The organism is Pseudomonas sp. CFBP 13711 (genome assembly GCF_014842265.1).
GTDB lineage: Bacteria > Pseudomonadota > Gammaproteobacteria > Pseudomonadales > Pseudomonadaceae > Aquipseudomonas.
In genome coordinates this window covers 100,493-116,872 of sequence record NZ_JACYVI010000002.1, presented here as the reverse complement: position 1 = coordinate 116,872, position 16,380 = coordinate 100,493, and the positions used below count along the sequence as shown (strand labels likewise).

General features: G+C 53.2%; 15 protein-coding genes and 1 tRNA gene. 13 read left to right on the top strand and 3 right to left on the bottom strand.

Annotated elements, in window-relative coordinates; translation table 11 throughout:
* Nucleotides 1–17 precede the first annotated feature (17 nt).
* From pheT to IFT47_RS05435, 6 genes are all read left to right on the top strand, one after another.
* On the top strand, nucleotides 18–2,396 hold the full coding sequence (gene pheT / locus IFT47_RS05460) for a phenylalanine--tRNA ligase subunit beta (protein WP_192171981.1): 2,379 nt from the start codon (nucleotides 18–20) through the stop codon (nucleotides 2,394–2,396).
* Between the two features lie 3 nt (nucleotides 2,397–2,399).
* On the top strand, nucleotides 2,400–2,702 hold the full coding sequence (gene ihfA / locus IFT47_RS05455) for an integration host factor subunit alpha (RefSeq protein WP_002553164.1): 303 nt from the start codon (nucleotides 2,400–2,402) through the stop codon (nucleotides 2,700–2,702).
* Nucleotides 2,683–3,039, top strand: coding sequence for a MerR family transcriptional regulator (locus IFT47_RS05450; RefSeq protein WP_074887387.1), 357 nt, complete (start codon nucleotides 2,683–2,685; stop codon nucleotides 3,037–3,039). Before ihfA ends, IFT47_RS05450 begins: the two co-directional genes overlap by 20 nt.
* A gap of 108 nt (nucleotides 3,040–3,147) precedes the next feature.
* A tRNA-Pro gene (locus tag IFT47_RS05445) sits at nucleotides 3,148–3,224 on the top strand.
* Between the two features lie 301 nt (nucleotides 3,225–3,525).
* Nucleotides 3,526–3,897 (top strand): hypothetical protein, encoded by a 372-nt coding sequence (locus IFT47_RS05440; protein ID WP_244655884.1) that lies wholly within the window; start codon nucleotides 3,526–3,528, stop codon nucleotides 3,895–3,897.
* Between the two features lie 127 nt (nucleotides 3,898–4,024).
* A complete protein-coding gene (locus IFT47_RS05435) occupies nucleotides 4,025–4,366 on the top strand; it encodes a hypothetical protein (RefSeq protein WP_192171980.1) in 342 nt (113 codons plus the stop codon).
* Nucleotides 4,367–4,429: 63 nt separating this feature from the next.
* Here IFT47_RS05435 and IFT47_RS05430 read toward each other — a convergent pair whose 3' ends face one another.
* Complete coding sequence (locus IFT47_RS05430) at nucleotides 4,430–4,930, bottom strand: hypothetical protein (RefSeq protein ID WP_192171979.1); 501 nt, start codon at nucleotides 4,928–4,930, stop codon at nucleotides 4,430–4,432.
* Between the two features lie 382 nt (nucleotides 4,931–5,312).
* Here IFT47_RS05430 and IFT47_RS05425 point away from each other — a divergent pair, with 382 nt between their 5' ends.
* Complete coding sequence (locus IFT47_RS05425) at nucleotides 5,313–5,732, top strand: hypothetical protein (RefSeq protein WP_192171978.1); 420 nt, start codon at nucleotides 5,313–5,315, stop codon at nucleotides 5,730–5,732.
* A gap of 1,320 nt (nucleotides 5,733–7,052) precedes the next feature.
* On the opposite strand, the gene arsH is transcribed toward IFT47_RS05425, so the two are convergent.
* Nucleotides 7,053–7,766 carry an arsenical resistance protein ArsH gene (gene arsH / locus IFT47_RS05420; RefSeq protein WP_192171977.1) on the bottom strand — a complete coding sequence of 238 codons (714 nt, stop codon included), beginning with the start codon at nucleotides 7,764–7,766 and terminating at the stop codon, nucleotides 7,053–7,055.
* A gap of 449 nt (nucleotides 7,767–8,215) precedes the next feature.
* Here arsH and IFT47_RS05415 point away from each other — a divergent pair, with 449 nt between their 5' ends.
* On the top strand, nucleotides 8,216–9,184 hold the full coding sequence (locus tag IFT47_RS05415; RefSeq protein WP_192171976.1) for an aldo/keto reductase: 969 nt from the start codon (nucleotides 8,216–8,218) through the stop codon (nucleotides 9,182–9,184).
* Nucleotides 9,185–9,198: 14 nt separating this feature from the next.
* On the opposite strand, the gene IFT47_RS05410 is transcribed toward IFT47_RS05415, so the two are convergent.
* The gene (locus tag IFT47_RS05410; RefSeq protein WP_192171975.1) at nucleotides 9,199–11,172 is read right to left on the bottom strand and encodes an elongation factor G; all 1,974 of its coding nucleotides are present in this window, start codon (nucleotides 11,170–11,172) and stop codon (nucleotides 9,199–9,201) included.
* 736 nt (nucleotides 11,173–11,908) lie between these two features.
* Here IFT47_RS05410 and IFT47_RS05405 point away from each other — a divergent pair.
* The 5 genes from IFT47_RS05405 to IFT47_RS05385 are packed head-to-tail and all read left to right on the top strand — an operon-like array spanning nucleotide 11,909 to nucleotide 16,310.
* Complete coding sequence (locus IFT47_RS05405) at nucleotides 11,909–13,162, top strand: tetratricopeptide repeat protein (protein WP_192171974.1); 1,254 nt, start codon at nucleotides 11,909–11,911, stop codon at nucleotides 13,160–13,162.
* Nucleotides 13,159–13,593: a VOC family protein gene (locus IFT47_RS05400; protein WP_192171973.1), complete on the top strand. Its 435-nt coding sequence runs from the start codon at nucleotides 13,159–13,161 to the stop codon at nucleotides 13,591–13,593. Before IFT47_RS05405 ends, IFT47_RS05400 begins: the two co-directional genes overlap by 4 nt.
* Entirely contained in the window at nucleotides 13,587–14,732 is a 1,146-nt protein-coding gene (locus IFT47_RS05395; RefSeq protein WP_192171972.1) for an outer membrane protein assembly factor BamB family protein, read from the top strand. Before IFT47_RS05400 ends, IFT47_RS05395 begins: the two co-directional genes overlap by 7 nt.
* Nucleotides 14,733–14,768: 36 nt before the next feature.
* Complete coding sequence (locus tag IFT47_RS05390) at nucleotides 14,769–15,416, top strand: class I SAM-dependent methyltransferase (RefSeq protein ID WP_192171971.1); 648 nt, start codon at nucleotides 14,769–14,771, stop codon at nucleotides 15,414–15,416.
* Nucleotides 15,417–15,476: 60 nt separating this feature from the next.
* Nucleotides 15,477–16,310 (top strand): hypothetical protein, encoded by an 834-nt coding sequence (locus IFT47_RS05385; protein ID WP_192171970.1) that lies wholly within the window; start codon nucleotides 15,477–15,479, stop codon nucleotides 16,308–16,310.
* Nucleotides 16,311–16,380 lie beyond the last annotated feature (70 nt).

Here is a 16,380-nt window from a genome sequence, read left to right as displayed (position 1 = left end):
TTCTTTAGGAGAGCAGGATGAAATTCAGTGAACAATGGCTGCGTGGCTGGGTAAGCCCGCAAGTGTCCCGCGACGAGCTGGTTGCTCGTCTGTCGATGGCCGGCCTTGAAGTAGACAGCGTCACCCCGGCAGCGGGCGTCTTCAGCGGTGTTGTGGTGGGCGAGGTGTTGAGCACCGAGCAACACCCGGACGCTGACAAGCTGCGCGTTTGCCAGGTCAGCAATGGCGCCGAAACCTTTCAGGTTGTGTGTGGCGCGCCAAACGTACGTCCCGGTCTGAAGATTCCATTCGCCATGATCGGCGCCGAATTGCCGGGCGATTTCAAGATCAAGAAGGCCAAGCTGCGGGGCGTCGAGTCCAACGGCATGCTGTGCTCCCAAGCCGAGCTGCAGGTGGGCGAGGGCAATGACGGCCTGATGGAGCTGCCGGCCGACGCGCCGGTGGGCCAAGACGTGCGATTTTATCTCGAGCTGGACGACGCAAGCATCGAAGTCGACCTGACGCCCAACCGTGGTGACTGCCTGTCCGTGGCCGGTCTGGCCCGTGAAGTGGGGGCGCTCTATGACGCAGTCGTCACGCGTCCACAGGTGGCAGTGGTTCCGGCCGTGCACGATGAAGTGCGTCCTGTAGACGTGATCGCGTCTGCGGCATGCCCACGTTATCTGGGTCGCGTCATCCGCAATGTCGACCTGTCGCGTCCTACGCCGTTGTGGATGGTTGAGCGCCTGCGTCGCTCGGACGTCCGCAGCATCGACGCCGCAGTCGACATCACCAACTACGTGATGCTTGAGCTGGGTCAGCCGCTGCACGCGTTCGACCTTGCCGAGATCAACGGCGGCATTCGTGTGCGCATGGCGGAAGAGGGCGAAAAGCTCGTGCTTCTGGATGGACAGGAAGTCAGCCTGCGCGCTGATACTCTGGTCATCGCCGATCACCAGCGTGCCCTGGCCATCGCCGGTGTCATGGGTGGCGAGCACAGCGGCGTGTCCGCGACCACTCGCGATATTTTCCTTGAGAGCGCTTTTTTCGATCAAATTGCCGTTGCCGGCAAGGCACGGTCCTATGGCCTGCACACCGACGCGTCCCATCGCTATGAGCGCGGCGTTAACTGGCAGCTCGCTCGTGAAGCCATGGAGCGTGCCACTGGCCTGCTTCTGGAGATCACGGGCGGTGAAGCTGGTCCGGTCATCGAAACCGTCAGCGATCAGCACCTGCCTTCGGTTGAGCCGATCATTCTGCGTGCCGAGCGTATCGAGCAGATGCTGGGCATGAAGATGGACGCAGCGGAAATCGAGCGTCTGCTCACAGCGCTCGGTCTCACCGTCGCGCCTCACGCCATCGAGCAGTGGCGCGTCGAAGTGCCGAGCCACCGCTTCGATATCACCCTCGAAGTCGATCTGATTGAAGAGCTGGCCCGCCTCCATGGTTACAACCGTCTGCCGGTTCGTTACCCGCAGGCGCGTCTGGCACCGCAACCGCGTGCCGAGGCTCGGAGTGATCTGCCAGCGTTGCGTCGTCTGCTGGTGGCTCGCGGTTATCAGGAAGCAATTACCTACAGCTTCATCGATCAGAAATGGTTCGAGCTGTTCAGCCCGGGTGTTGAGCCGCTGCTGCTGGCCAATCCGATCTCGGCTGACATGTCGGCAATGCGCTCGTCCCTGTGGCCGGGTCTGGTGAAGTCGCTGCAGCACAACCTCAATCGCCAGCAGGACCGCGTGCGCCTGTTCGAGAGCGGGCTGCGTTTTGTCGGTCAACTGGAAGGCTTGAAGCAAGAGCCGATGCTGGCCGGCGTGATCTGTGGCAGCCGTCTGCCGGAAGGCTGGGCGCAAGGCCGCGATGTCGTCGACTTCTTCGACGTCAAGGCTGACGTTGAAGCCGTGCTGGGCTTTGCCGGTGCGCAAGATGATTTCCGTTTCGTACCCGGAAGCCACCCCGCGTTGCACCCGGGTCAGACCGCACGTATCGAGCGTGACGGGCGAGAAGTGGGCTACATCGGCGCACTGCACCCGGAACTGTCGAAGACCCTGGGCCTTGATCGTCCCGTGTTCGTCTTCGAGCTGGTTCTGGCTGAAGTGGCGACCGGTCGCCTGCCGAAATTCCATGAGCTTTCACGCTTCCCGGAAGTGCGTCGCGACCTGGCGCTGCTTGCCAATCGTGATGTTTCCGCGACCGCCGTGCTGGACGTTATTCGTGAGAATGCAGGGGAATGGCTCACAGACCTCAGGCTGTTTGATGTTTACCAGGGTAAAGGCATTGATCCGCTTAGAAAAAGCCTTGCAGTTGGCTTGACCTGGCAACATCCATCGCGCACTCTTACCGACGATGAGGTAAACGCTTCGACGCAGCAAATTCTCACCTCGCTAGAGGCAAGGTTAAACGCCACGTTAAGGATGTAGCGTATGGGGGCTCTGACGAAAGCTGAGATGGCCGAACGTCTGTACGAAGAGCTAGGCCTGAACAAACGAGAAGCCAAGGAACTGGTCGAGCTGTTCTTTGAGGAAATCAGGCACGCTCTGGAAGATAACGAGCAGGTCAAATTGTCCGGATTCGGCAATTTTGATCTGCGCGATAAACGCCAGCGACCGGGTCGAAATCCCAAGACAGGGGAAGAAATCCCGATTACCGCTCGCCGTGTGGTCACCTTTCGCCCAGGGCAGAAACTGAAGGCCCGAGTTGAGGCTTATGCTGGAACCAAGTCATAACGACGAGCTACCGCCTATCCCCGGCAAACGCTACTTCACCATTGGTGAAGTCAGCGAGCTCTGCGCGGTCAAACCGCACGTTCTGCGTTATTGGGAGCAGGAGTTTCCTCAACTCAACCCGGTCAAGCGCCGCGGAAACCGTCGGTATTATCAGCGACAGGACGTGCTGATGATCCGCCAGATCCGCGCGCTGCTTTACGATCAGGGCTTCACCATTGGCGGCGCGCGGTTGCGCATGTCCAGCGATGAGGTCAAGGATGATTCGCTGCAGTACAAGCAGCTGATCAAACAGATGATTGTCGAGCTGGAAGATGTGCTGGTCGTGCTGCGTAAATGACTTCACGTGGTAAGCCGAAATACTTCCATCATTCAAAAGCTTAGGGTATATTCCTCGACGCTTTCGCAAGAACCCTTAACACAGAAGTAGCAGTGAGTAACGCCTAGTCGGGGCGTAGCGCAGTCCGGTAGCGCACTAGCATGGGGTGCTAGGGGTCGAGTGTTCGAATCACTCCGTCCCGACCATATTTTTCAATGACTTAGCCCAATCTTCTCAGGTTGGGCTTTTTCATGTCTGGAGATTTTCGGGGCTCATCCTGACTTCATTGTTGCAGACACGTCATCTCTGAGCTCACTGAACTGGCAATTCGGTCGATGCTCGGCGAGGCTTTTTTACAGCCCCGCCCATGATTTTCTGATGCGCAGGTTTCAGGCTCACCAGACAGCATCTTCGCGGAGGCCTCGACGATTTGCTTCCGAAGGGCCGGTGGCGATAGGGGCTGAATTAAGGTATTAAAGCGGCCTGCTTACTGAAAGGATTCGAGCTATGCGCTACTGGATTGGTTTTATGCTGCTCGCGGCCTCTGCCGCTGCATGGGCTGATGAAGCACAGATGAAACAATGGGCAAAAATGGATCGCTGCTCAAACGCAGCGTCCGTCGTTGTTTCGATAATCGAAGAAACCTCCGATACGTTCAAGCAAGCGCTCGCCCTTCAAGGCGCGATAAACGGACTTAAAACCAATTCGAAGTTGGGTGAGGCGACCCCTATACCCACTGAGGTGTCGGGCTCCTACAATATGGCGCTTCGGATATCTGCGGGAATGCCGCGACCATTCGGGAAACGGGATCACGACTGGTTGATCGCACAATCTGCATCAGCGTGCTCATTGTGGATACCGGACGCCAAGCCTGAGTAGTTAGCCTGATGATTGTTTCCGACGGTGGCGGATAGCTTGGTCTGACGGGTTTTGGTGCGCGATAAGGTGCGAGTCGCTTTGGCTGCCAGCGTGCGGGCCGAAGTTTCTATCAATAGGGAGTTTTTGAATGTCGTCGATCAGAATGTCTGCTCTGCCGCTTTGTCTGGCCCTGTTGGGCTATGCCGGCAACTCTTTCGCGAGCCCGGAAGATGAAAAGCAGCAAGGCCTTGTAGTGCTGGTTGCAATGGAGCAGGTCTGCAATAACGCGAATCCTGGCATGAAGAGCGATGTTGAGAACGCCATGGCATCGGATTCCACCATTGATGAGGCAACAAAGGCGGAAGTGAGAAAAATCAAATCTGACCCTGCCTATAAATTCAAGGTTAGCAGCATGGCCGACAACTTGATGCACTCCCCAATGGGGGCGTATGTCGCCAAAGACATGTGCAAGAATTACGGCTCGAAATAGTCAGTTCCACCGCAGCGCACCCGAAAATCACCGAGATCGTTGCTCAGTATTCGAGGCTGACGCTCAGTATTTCGTATGGAGGTGCTGTGCGTCATCTCGCTTCATGGCGCTGATGCGACCGAGCGTCCAGAAGGAAATTCCGAAGAAGAGCAGCGAAATCAGTACGCCGCCGCTCATGATGTAAAAACCCGGCCGAAAGCTACGGACGTTGGCTGCGACGGCGCTGTACTCCGGAAACCAACGCGAATAGATCAGGGTGACGCCTTCGTCTACTCCGCAGTTTTCCCTCTCGCCGCATCCAGTGTCCAGGTATTGCCCTTCGTGAGGTCGGTTATCTTGGTCCACGTAACGGTAGTGGACGATGTTAGCAAGTCGGTTTCTCGGGATTTCCTCCAGCTGCGTCACCGTGCCGGTCACTTGGGCCCCATTCCACTGAAGGGCTGCGTAGGTGAAACCTTCGTTTCTAGCCATCGCGGCAAATGCTAATAAAACACAGCATGCGATAGTTAGCAGGACGACCCGGTTGTACAGATGGTCTAGTTCTGCCTCACGTGGATTAAACATCCAATGCTCCATGGCTTACGGGGGAATGTGTACCTATCGGCGAGGTACACAAGAACTTTATCGTCATGGCCAGCCAGGGCCAGGCCGCTTCTCTTCTGCTTCATGACCCGCGCAGTGCACCTGAACCGCCAGCAAGTTGGAAACTGGGGCCAGCCTGTTGCTCCGACTGCTTGCAATGGTTCAGAGGGCGATGTACCCCATACAGAGAGTTGGCACTTAACGGACACCCCCTTTTCGATGCGCGGACGGGCAGGGGGGATCGCACCTTATATGAGCAGTAAGAGAAATGTAGCATTAGGCCATCTATGGGCGATTTAAGTGTGTACAATGCGCGGCGCTCAGTTCCAGCTCTGGCTGAGCATTATTTATATAGGGAATTCAGATGTACGCTCTTCGCAACTTGTCAGCAGCCGTTCTGTTAGTTTTGACTGCTGGCTGTGCCTCCGGTTTGGATCACACGCAGGAATCTGAACTGGCTGGCTATCGCGCCAACCATCTTGACGTTCAAGAAAAAAGTCCAGGCCTGGCCGCAGGACTGGGCCTCCTGCCTGGCGGTGGATCGTTCTACGGGCGCGCTTACGGCTACGGCGTTGTCAACCTGCTGCTGTGGCCATTGTCCATTATCTGGGATCCTGTCAGTGGCTACGACGCAGCTGAGTCCATCAACTATCAGGCATCAAAAGCTCATGTAGCCAGCTTGAAGCGCCGGGACATGGATCGTCTTGACGCCAAGCTTTCAGCTAACGAGATTGATCTGAAAACCTACACCCTGGAAAAGCGAAAAGTCGACAATCTGTACTAATTATCCTGAACAGGGAGAGTCTGCTGTGATGAGCTGAACTTCAGGCTCGGTACTCATCGTGGCCGAAATTGCCTTATCCTTTCCCAGCGGCAGGCTAGTTGTTCTGCCGAGCTGGGTATAGCCTCCCCGATGAAAGCGCCGAGGCTCGTCGAAACGATATTGCAGTAAAACCTCGACGAGCTCGTCGACATGAGTTGCATGAGCCGGTTGAATGCATTCATCTTGCTGCGAATGAAGGCACCACGTGTGCCTTCAATAACATCCTGGCTGATTCGGCGGTGTGCCATTGCAAGGAATGGTTCCGGCTCTGTGTATGCCCCGATAATCGCCTTGGCTAAAGTGGTTACACCCCGACAGCATAGCGACTGCAATGACCAGTAAAGCCAGCATCCCAGATTTCATCTTGTTTTCCCTATATGTGTAAGTTTGACTTGTATTCGCAACCCCTGATTCCTCACATTTCCCACTTCCGTCACACTTCGAACCCAGCGAATTGTCCCGCCGGCGTGCCGCACATCGCCATACCCTCAATACGAGCCGCCGGCGCGACATCGTAAGCTCGATCAGCCAAAAGTCGTATCCATTAATGACCAACTGCTCTGGCACAAGCCCCTCAGAGCAACGGTCCGCAGACTCGTAGATCGAGTAGCGTCCGCACCTACGGTCACCCGTCGAAAATTCCTACACAGTACATTGACCGGAGGCAGGCTAGAACGTTAACTGTATATATGTACAGTTATTCACGGCAAGGCTTGCATCATGAGCGTCACCTTTCTTGGCCCATCGTCGGCCGGCGCCGAAAAGCTGCGTCTTTACTTCTTTCACGTACCGGCCGATCGGGTGATCTGGGGCGTGGTGATTCAGCGTTCGCGATCATGACAAAGCCTGAGCCCGTCTTTGCGCTGATCGACTGCAATTCTTCTGGGGCTTTACTAACAGTTAGATAAGATTTTTTCTTGAGAATACAGGTGGTTAGGCTAGGTAACTTTTTTCACGTTTTTTTGTTTTTGAGGTGGTCGTCGACCACGTTAATCGGGCTCTGCACATCCGCTATCCATGTGGCTCCAAGGATCAGGCATGGAGGGGCATCGCAGGACTCCACGCGGCAATCGAGTTTCTGGCCGGGTAGTTGCACAGACTTGCCCGCCCGTTTGCATTCGACCTGACCAGTCCTTTGGGCTGGATTCGACCAGCACGCTTCTTGATCATCACCGGCAGAAGACGACCCAAAGCTGCCTCTGGTGAACGGCAGCAGCCGGCCAAGAGAGATCACTTAGGTTCGTTTAGATATCTGGGTCGTTTCAGTATGCCAGTCGTCTTTCAGCAATCCCTGTCAGCCTGCAACCTAGATAGCTCTTCAGCGGACTCTTTTCTTCCGGAGTAACAATCAATGAGGTAGTCCTGCCTGTCTCGTAGGAGAAGTGTGAACTTCATCAACTCCTCCATAAGATCTACTAAACGGTCGTAGTGCGAGGACGGCTTCATACGCCCTATTTCATCGAACTCAGTAAACGCCCTGGCAACGGAAGACTGATTCGGAATAGTGAACATCCGCATCCATCGGCCTAATACTCGTAGCTGATTCACCACGTTAAATGATTGGGAGCCACCGCATACCTGCATCACCGCGAGAGTCTTTCCCTGGGTCGGTCGTACCGTACCTATCTCCAGAGGAACCCAGTCAATCTGGGCCTTGAAGACCGCGCTCATAGCACCGTGAATCTCAGGAGAACACCACACCTGTCCTTCAGACCACTCCATCAGCTCGCGTAACTTCGTTACTTTCGGATGGGTCTCGAGCGCCTCGTCCGGTAACGGAAGACCTGAAGGATCGAAAATTTCGGTTTCAGCTCCAAACTCCTCCAGTAGGCGTGCTGCTTCTTGCGTGGCTAACCGGCTAATTGAGTGATCTTGCGTCGATCCGTAAAGAAGAAGAATTCGAGGTTTATGAAGTGAGGGTGCACGTGGCGTCAGTCGATCCAACGAAGGAATATCGATCAGGGAGGTGTGTACGTTCGGCAATGCGTCTTGCATATAAACTCCTATAAATGTACCAAACAGTCACAGCATAGACGGCTCTTCAACGCGAATCGATGCGTTCAGTTCAGTTCAGCTTTGTGCTATTCAGCGGTTATGGTCCTCAGTTGCAAAACGTAAGAACGGCGCTTACGCATCCGCGAACGGTGGCTAGGAGGGTTTTAAACTCTGCCCGGTTGCTCCGGGCTGATCGGCCAAGGTCCAGTGCGGCTCAAGGTCGGGGCCAGAGAAGATGGGACATCGTCGCCCTCTGACTTCTTGAAGGCGGCTAACTCACTATGGTTTGGCGTTGCTCTCGTTCCAGCGCCGCGTAAATTACATAAGCAATCTAGGGGCCTCTCGCTTTTTTTCCTCTCGCTTTAGCACCCCTCTAAAGAAGGCTACGAAAAAGTATCAGCTATAATGCAGCCAAACATTAGGAGTCTCTGCGACAAGGAAGGTGAGCAATGAATTTCAGGCGCCTTGGCCACTCGGGGCTGAAAGTTTCCACCATCGCGCTAGGAACGGCTCAATGTGATTGGTGGGTAGATGAAGCGACATCACATCGTTTATTCGACGCATATGTCGACGCAGGCGGCAATTTGATCGATACCGCAGACGTCTATCCAGTTTTGGGCGATGGCGTGGGTGGCAGAGCTTCAGAGGAGTTCGTCGGACGCTGGTTGAAAACCACGGCCAAACGTCACGATGTGTTGTTGGCAACAAAAGTATCTGGGCGGATGGGTCCCGGACCAAACGAAGAGGGACTATCTTGGCGGCATATCACAAAGGCAGTTGAGGGTTCGCTGCGCCGGTTGCAGGTCGACTGCATCGATTTGTATCAAGCGCATGATGATTATGACGACGTTCCAGTCGAAGAGACCTTGCGGGCGTTCGACAACCTCGTCCAGCGAGGGCTGGTTCGTTACACTGGATGTTCCAACTTCAAGGCTTGGCGACTGATGAAGTCGCTCGGGATCAGCGAACACTGCGGATGGAGCAGTTACGTTAGCATCCAAGAACGCTATAACCTGCTTGAACGCGTCCGGGTCGAGGCTGAACTACAATCGCTATGCGCTGCGGAGGGTGTAGGTTTATTGCCATACAACCCATTGGCCAAGGGGTTTCTTTGCGGTCAGTATTACCCCGACGCGAAGTTGCCGGGATCGCCACGGGCGGAGGGAGTGCGCAGCGTCTACTTCAATGAGAGGAACTGGCGGACTCTTGAGGTCGTGCGTGGAGTTGCTCAGGAATACGGCAAGACATGTACGCAAGTCTCACTCGCTTGGTTGCTCTCACGTCCGGCTGTAATTGCGCCAGTGGTTGGCGCTAGTACTGTTGAGCAATTGCTAGAGATCATGGGGGCCGCGCAGCTGCAACTATCGCAGCACGCACTGTGCCAACTGAATGAAATCAGTAACGCCTCTACAATATGATCGTCATACACCTATCAGGCGCTGTTAACCGGTTGGCCAATGCGAGTCCCAAGCCTAATATGGCGCAGGTATTCATGCCTATGGTAAGGGTTGGACATGCTGCGATCACGGCTAGGAGGTGCTCCGGGAACAGGTGCATAAGCCGCGAATTCACTTTCAATGAATCCGAGACCGCTGGTGACGTTGGGAATTTCATGTTGCAGTTTGTAAATTTTAGTTGTGACGATTGAGCCTTTGATCCGAACCGTTCCTTCGCTTATCGTCGCGCCAGTAGTGATGGCCCCTGCCCTGGCCAGTAGCGTTTGGATCGATGCACTCTGAGCTATGGGGACCTCGATATGAAACTGGCTTCGCGGCTCGCATACTGTGGTGCCCGCCTGTTCGATCGCTGCAGCTAGCACGAGCGGCGTGAGATGCCTAAAGTCAGCAGCCGTGCTTGAAGGGGATTCATAATCCACCATCGTCAGGGTGACCTCGCAGTCGCATACCGGCCATCCATGTCTTCCTTCACCGAGAGTTTTGATAACAGACTCCTCGATCGCCTTGTAAAAGCTCGCGGGCATTAAACCGGCATGGACCTTGCGGGTAAATATTTGTCCCGATCCAGGTGCTCTCGGAGTGACATGTAACCCTACCGTAGCCAAAAATGGGTTAGAAGGGTCACCAAGCGATTCAAGTCCTTCCCCCGTGCCAAGCAATGCTTCGACGCAGATTGCAGAGCTCTCTTCGAACTTAGCCTGGATAGCATATTCATCCTGCAAGATAGCTTGGATGATCTCTTTCTGTACTTCTCCGTACAGCGAGACGAACATCTGACCTGCAGTATTCCTTCGCAGGTCAATTAGCGGATCCTGCTCGGCCAGGGCGATCAGAGCTTCCCAAAGTGCTTTGGTCTGAATCGACAACGCTGCGTATACATGTGTTTCGATTGCAGGAGGTGTAAAGGTATGCACTCCTTCGTCCCGCGCGCTGCAAACGCCTATACGATCACCAATGCGAACGCCGTCAAGCCCGATAACACATGCGATCTGACCTGCAGTGGCTTCCCTCGCGGATTGTAGGCCACCACTTGCAGACACATAAATTCCGGTGACTCTGCAGGAGCCATGCGGAGTTTCGACGGTTTGCCTTAGATGCAACGTCCCTGCAAGAATCACTAGGTGAAAGCGCTTGTGACCACCCCAACCTCTATCGATCTTGAAGACTGATGCGTTCAGGGGGGCATTAGCGTTGCAATGCCTAATTGGCCCCAGATACGTGATCGCTTCGATCATTGCTGCGACACCAGCCCCAGTGATAGCTGATCCAGCGAACACGGGATTTACTAGGTTATCGCCAAGCTGCGTACGTAACGCCTGTTCAAGGCGCTCCTTATTGATGAGTTTGGGGGTTGTGACATATTCGTGCAGCAACACATCATCATGCTCGCAAAGTACATCCAGCCATTGAGACAGCATCCACGAACTGAGCGGCATGTCGTACTCAACGACTGCCATGCTGGACCCAGCACTCTTCACATCGCATAGGGCAAGCGGATGGCACTTGAGCTGCGTGCCGAGCGCTTCCAAGGTTTGCTGAAAACTTGCCCCTTTGCGATCAATTTTGTTAATGAAGAATACGTACGGTATCTCCATTCGCTCTAGCGCGTTTACTAAAACTCGGGTTTGAGCTTGGACGCGTTCAACCGCCGATACCACTATGATCGCAATGTCCAACAAGACAAGCGCGCGTTCCACCTCGGCGATGAAATCCGGGTGCCCAGGGGTATCCAATAAATTTATAAGCACCCCATTCAGCTCGAAAGAGGCAACTGCCGACTTGATCGTAATGCCTCGTTCACGCTCAAGCAGAAGGCTGTCAGTGAATGTGCTGCCTGTATCTACGCTGCCCAAACAGACCCGGGCTCCAGCTTCGAAAAGAATCCGCTCAGTGAGGCTGGTTTTGCCTGCATCGACATGCGCGAGAATACCCAGATTCAGGGATTTCATTATTGATCGCTCCTGATCTTACGGCTGGAAAACCAACCGAAATCCTTCGATTACAAGTTCCTATAAAGCGCTTTTGTGGATGTATCCGTCAGGGACACATTTAACCTATCCGACGTTTGAAAAGACGTCAAACAGCTAAAAAATGTAACAAATTGTTTCAGAGAGTCTGTTTACGCTTGAGGCCGCGAAATCAAAGGCTTTGCCGCTGTATATGACCTTCTGACAAAAAGCTGTCACCTCTATGATTTTTCACGGCAACTCAATGGGATAGAGGGAAAAACTAAAATCTAACTAATCTCGGCGTTAACCCCGCGTATGGAAAATTTTATGTGGAAGGGCTTGACTGGTTTTTGGCCTGGGACTAAATCTTAAAGCGCTGCAGTTATGCAGCAGACCTTAAATCACATGGAGATCGTGAAATGATTAAATTTCATAGTGTACAAAACCGGATGCTTTCCGCGCTGTTCATCCTCTGAAGCAGTAATTTTTTGCCTACCGAACTAGAGTTGTTTGGCTAGGCCTGAAATAACGGATAACGTGAGTTATCCATGACTACTAAAAGGAGATTCAACATGATTAAGTTCACTAGCGTACAGAATCGAATCTTGTCGGCACTGTTCATCCTCTGATTGTCCGCTGTACACAAGATACCGGTGTCTTGTGAGGTACGGCCGAGGCGTTGCTTCGGCCGTATTTAAACTCGATAACGTTTTCTACATGTCATTAGGGAAGTGATATGCACAGCAAATTGGATGACGCATTTTCACGCGCCGTGTTTTTTTACGAAGATGCAGGTGCGCATCAGACAAACTGGTCTCGCTCCGTATGCGCAGGCTTGGCCGAACAGAACTTTGACGAAGTGCCTTATCGGGTTCCTCAGCTGCTTGAACCCTCAACGCTGTTTGAGGTAGCCCAAAGACACTCAATCGGAATTGATGAACTCGAATATTTCTCGTATCCCATGGATGGTCCGGTGGCCAAAGTTAAGTGGCTGGCGGACATGCTGGATTGGGCGCCCCCCGTACAGATGCTTAGCTTGGCCCAATGTTTGGCCGCCAGCTGCAGGTACCGCTTCGCCAATGAAGTGCTGGCGAAGGTACCGTATGAGAGACTCTTCCCCGATCAACGGTTGACCTACCATCTCACCCGGTTTGCCATTCAGAATCGCCTAGAAATCACTTCATCACATCAAGAAGATTTCACCGCGCTAAGAGCGCTCATACAATCAAATCAAACAGCCCCCGCTAGGGTGTTGGACGTATGCTCGCAGGCTATTGTCTGGAAACTGAAAGGCAACGCGATCAATGACGAATTGAATAGGTGGTTCATTGACACCGGTGAGGCAGCTGCTAAGCAAATAGCATCGAGCTACGAACCGGTTGATCTGGTTTCACTTTCTTCGTTTTATCGCGGATTGGCCATGGTGCCTGCTGCTAAAGGTGATATCTCGGCCACGCGGCAATACATGCTGCTAGCGGAAAACTATGCCGAGGCGGTAATTAACAGCGAAAAGGGACGAAGTATCCCTGCGAGAGAAGCACGCAAGACCGTCTACGAGTCGAAGCTGAAGGAAATGCTCTACGTTGCCCGAGATGTTGAGAATGCCAGGGAAGTAGCGGAAGAACTGATTCACTTCGATCCACACTGGAGCATTTCCTATCATGAAGCCGCAGAGGTGGAAATGAAAGATGGGCAGTGGCAGCGTGCTTCTCAGCGTTTTCAGGAGGCTTACGATATCGGTTTCCCGCGACGGACTTACTCTCAGTACATGATCGGCGCTTGTAACCAGCAACTTGGGAAGTTTGACCTGGCACTGGATGCGTTTAAAAATACTCTTTTACTGGATGCTACAAACATATCAGCTGGAATTTCCGGATATGGAGTGGCACGTGCGCATCTACCCGAGCACATGTCTTTCTTCAAGTCTTACATTGACGACTGGGAAGCGGCCGGGCTGATGACGGAAGAATATCGGGAGATGATCCGATGAGTACACCGCTTGATAAAATCAATATTTTGGGTGTCGATCATATTCAACTCGACGTTGCAAATATTGAGGAAAGCCTAGATTTTTATGCGCGAGTATTTGGCTTTGAAGTTAAAGAAGTAGGTATTCGCGCATTTACGCGCTGGATGGTAATCGGTACCAACCAAGCACTTTATTTATGTATGCACGAATATGCCGAAGGTCGTGGCGTAAAAAATGACGGTCTGGAAATAACCCATTTTGGAATTTTGGTTAAAGACTTTGATAGTGTTCTGTCACAGCTGCGCGACCATGGCGTCAAATTACTTCCTGATTATGAGGTTAACTACCACTCCTCTCGCTCTGTTTATTTTCTAGACCCGAATGGCTACAAGGTCGAAATATCCGAAAAATATGGCGGCGGCATTGAGCCGGCCGGACGGATACTATGTTGATGGATGAAAAATTCCTGGGCCGGAGCGCAGAGGCGGATTACGCAAAGCACTTGCAGACCACTTGGTACAAGAATAATCAGGCGCTTCGCTGTCACCGCCCATGGCGAAATACCTCGTCAGTGGACTGGCAATTGCCACCCTCTTATCAGCGCACTATTTCCTGCGAAGAAAGGGTATGGAGCATTCCATGCCGAATCGCGGATGATCGTATTGTATTTGGTTGTTGGGACAATAGCCTGCAATGCGTGCGCCTGAGTGATGGCGCAAGCCTTTGGCGCTTTACCACTCAAGGCCCGGTTTATAGCTCCCCAGCTGTATCTGAAGATGGCAGCTTCGTCGTGGGCTGCGAAGATTATGTATTGCGTCGGATAAGCCGTGAAGGCCAATGTCTCTGGACCTTTGAGGCACAAGGGGCGTTTCATGCGAGTGCGACAATCGACTGTGCGAAGAACATTGTGTACGCAGGCAGCTATGACCACACGCTTTACGCTCTTGACCTCGCCACCGGCACATTATTATGGAAGCGATCGTTCGACGAACAGGTCGAGGATGACCTTTATAGCTCACCGGCGCTGAACGCGGACGGCAACATCATTGTGGGCACGGACAATATTCTGATGTGCTTAAGTCCAACAGGCGAAGAGCGTTGGAGAATAACCGAGACAAGCAGGTTCGAAGGGACTGCGGCGATCGATTATCCCTCTGGGCGTGGAATCATTGGCACAGAAATAGATGGAAAAATTATTGTATTTGATACTAGAAACGGTGAAGTTCTCAAGCAATTCACAACGGACGGCTTCGTAGTTTCATGCCCGAGCCTGTCCCCCCAGGGGGTGGCGTATGTCGGCAGCAACGATGGGTATGTTCACGGTATTGACCTTCAAACACTGGAAGTGCTGTGGCGGGTAAACCTAAAGTGCGAGTTTAGGTACACGCCCTTTACTGTGCTTCCAAGTGGCGATGCGTTGTTTGTAGGCACCGATGAGCGTCTGCATTGTCTCGCACAACACACAGGAGAGACTCTGTGGTGCCTCGAACACAGGGGAGGCTTTCATTCTTCGCCGTTGCTGACGGACGATGGCCATCTAGTGATCGGCTCGCATCGTAATGCAGTGCATTTTTATCAATGGGTCCCCTAGTAAGGGTTGAATCCTTGCAGCAAACAGGAGTATCGGATGAGTCACGAACTGGAAGTCGAAGCGCTTTTCGACGAATGGGCAATCGAAGATGGGGCTGTGGATATGGCCCGAGAACATTGGGCTCGCGTCGAGCCAGTATTGTCTGCACTGACGCCTAGTGAAGGCTGGTATCTAGAAATTGGGCCGGGCAATGGTTATGCACTCGAGTACATAGCCAGATTAAAGTTCGCCAACGGCAGAGTCCGGGCGGTGGAGCTCAGCCAGGAAATGGCGAACATGAGCGCCGCTAGAGTTCAGGACTTGGACAACGTCTCCATTGATGTCGGAAGCTTTCTGAACTGGCATGCACCGAAAGACGTGAAATTCGACCTGATCTTTTCTATGGAGGTGTTCTATTACTTCCAAGACATTTCCGCCGCAATCAAAAAAGCCTCAGGCCTACTCGCGCCTGGCGGTGAACTGATCGTCATGGTGGACTATTACGAAGAGAGTGAAGAATCGCGAGACTGGTCGGAGGAGCTAGGCGTGAAGCTTACACGTTGGCCGCAAAGCCGTTACCTGGACGCATTTAAGGCTGTGGGTTTGCAAGGGGTTACACAAGAAATAAAAAGCGGTGGCGTTCACGAGCACGGTCTGACCCTCTGTACGCGAGGACGAAGTCCATCGGAAATTGTTCATGAGTAACCGAAGCAGGGCGAAGTTATAGCTCCTTTGATGGGTTGCCCGCAATTAAGGAGGGGACTGGTGATATCGCGCCTGGATCATATCGTCTACCTGGTACCAACAGACCAGCTCAATGATGTAATCGAGCAGATGGTACGTGCCGGTTTCATGGAGCACACCCGACGAGTGCACCATAGCGATGGCCGGATCAGCGCCTTCTTCAGAGTTACTGGGGGTTATTTAGAATTTTGCTCTGATGGCTCGCGCCCTGGCAGGGAGCACTACGAAAGCTCTTGCTCGATCTGGCTCTGTTCAAAGGATCTAGTGGCAGAGGTTGAAAGCTTGCCAATCTTGCAGCGTGAGGCTCTGGAAATAATAGAGAAGTCACCGCTAGGGGACGATGAACCAGCGTGGTTGATCACACACTTACCTACTCGCTGCGGGGAAGACGTGAGAGTGTCGCTGATAGAATACCTACGCGGCATCGGTGGAGATCTTACTCTTCGAGTACCAGACAATGGCTTGTTTGCGATCATCGCGGTGTCGCTGTGCTGCAACCTGCCTGAGCTGGAGCAACATCATTACCTCACCAGCCTCGGCGCACTTACAGGCGCGAGTGCAATGAAAGAGGGGGGCTTTACCATCGGACATCAGTGGCTGGCTTTTCTAAATAGCCATGCGCCACGCTACGATGGACCGTTGGTTCTGTCCCAAGCATCGTGCCTAGTACATATGGCTACGATCAACTTGGACCGGACAATGTCTATGCTTAAGGCGGCCGACTTCATATTGGATGAAGTGGCGGGCGTAGGTTTGCTGGCGCAGTCGCAGCTCGCACCATCGTTCTGTCTTGTGCTTTGCACAGGTTTGGACCCTGAGTGGCATCAGGCACGGCTTTTGGCCCGCAGCCAGTAAATATTGCAAGCAAATATCATCGCGCGCCATGCGCTTGCCTGGCGTTTTGGATGACTGGAATGCGAAATTT

Excerpts from the sequence above, each read along its gene's own strand:
- arsH (WP_192171977.1), bottom strand. The coding sequence starts at position 7,766 with ATGCAAGACGCATTGCCGAACGTACACACCTCCCTGATCGATATTCCT.
- IFT47_RS05430 (WP_192171979.1), bottom strand. The coding sequence starts at position 4,930 with ATGTTTAATCCACGTGAGGCAGAACTAGACCATCTGTACAACCGGGTC.
- IFT47_RS05405 (WP_192171974.1), top strand. The coding sequence starts at position 11,909 with ATGCACAGCAAATTGGATGACGCATTTTCACGCGCCGTGTTTTTTTAC.
- pheT (WP_192171981.1), top strand. The coding sequence starts at position 18 with ATGAAATTCAGTGAACAATGGCTGCGTGGCTGGGTAAGCCCGCAAGTG.
- IFT47_RS05425 (WP_192171978.1), top strand. The coding sequence starts at position 5,313 with ATGTACGCTCTTCGCAACTTGTCAGCAGCCGTTCTGTTAGTTTTGACT.
- IFT47_RS05390 (WP_192171971.1), top strand. The coding sequence starts at position 14,769 with ATGAGTCACGAACTGGAAGTCGAAGCGCTTTTCGACGAATGGGCAATC.
- IFT47_RS05440 (WP_244655884.1), top strand. The coding sequence starts at position 3,526 with ATGCGCTACTGGATTGGTTTTATGCTGCTCGCGGCCTCTGCCGCTGCA.
- IFT47_RS05415 (WP_192171976.1), top strand. The coding sequence starts at position 8,216 with ATGAATTTCAGGCGCCTTGGCCACTCGGGGCTGAAAGTTTCCACCATC.
- IFT47_RS05395 (WP_192171972.1), top strand. The coding sequence starts at position 13,587 with ATGTTGATGGATGAAAAATTCCTGGGCCGGAGCGCAGAGGCGGATTAC.
- IFT47_RS05435 (WP_192171980.1), top strand. The coding sequence starts at position 4,025 with ATGTCGTCGATCAGAATGTCTGCTCTGCCGCTTTGTCTGGCCCTGTTG.
- ihfA (WP_002553164.1), top strand. The coding sequence starts at position 2,400 with ATGGGGGCTCTGACGAAAGCTGAGATGGCCGAACGTCTGTACGAAGAG.
- IFT47_RS05400 (WP_192171973.1), top strand. The coding sequence starts at position 13,159 with ATGAGTACACCGCTTGATAAAATCAATATTTTGGGTGTCGATCATATT.
- IFT47_RS05410 (WP_192171975.1), bottom strand. The coding sequence starts at position 11,172 with ATGAAATCCCTGAATCTGGGTATTCTCGCGCATGTCGATGCAGGCAAA.
- IFT47_RS05450 (WP_074887387.1), top strand. The coding sequence starts at position 2,683 with ATGCTGGAACCAAGTCATAACGACGAGCTACCGCCTATCCCCGGCAAA.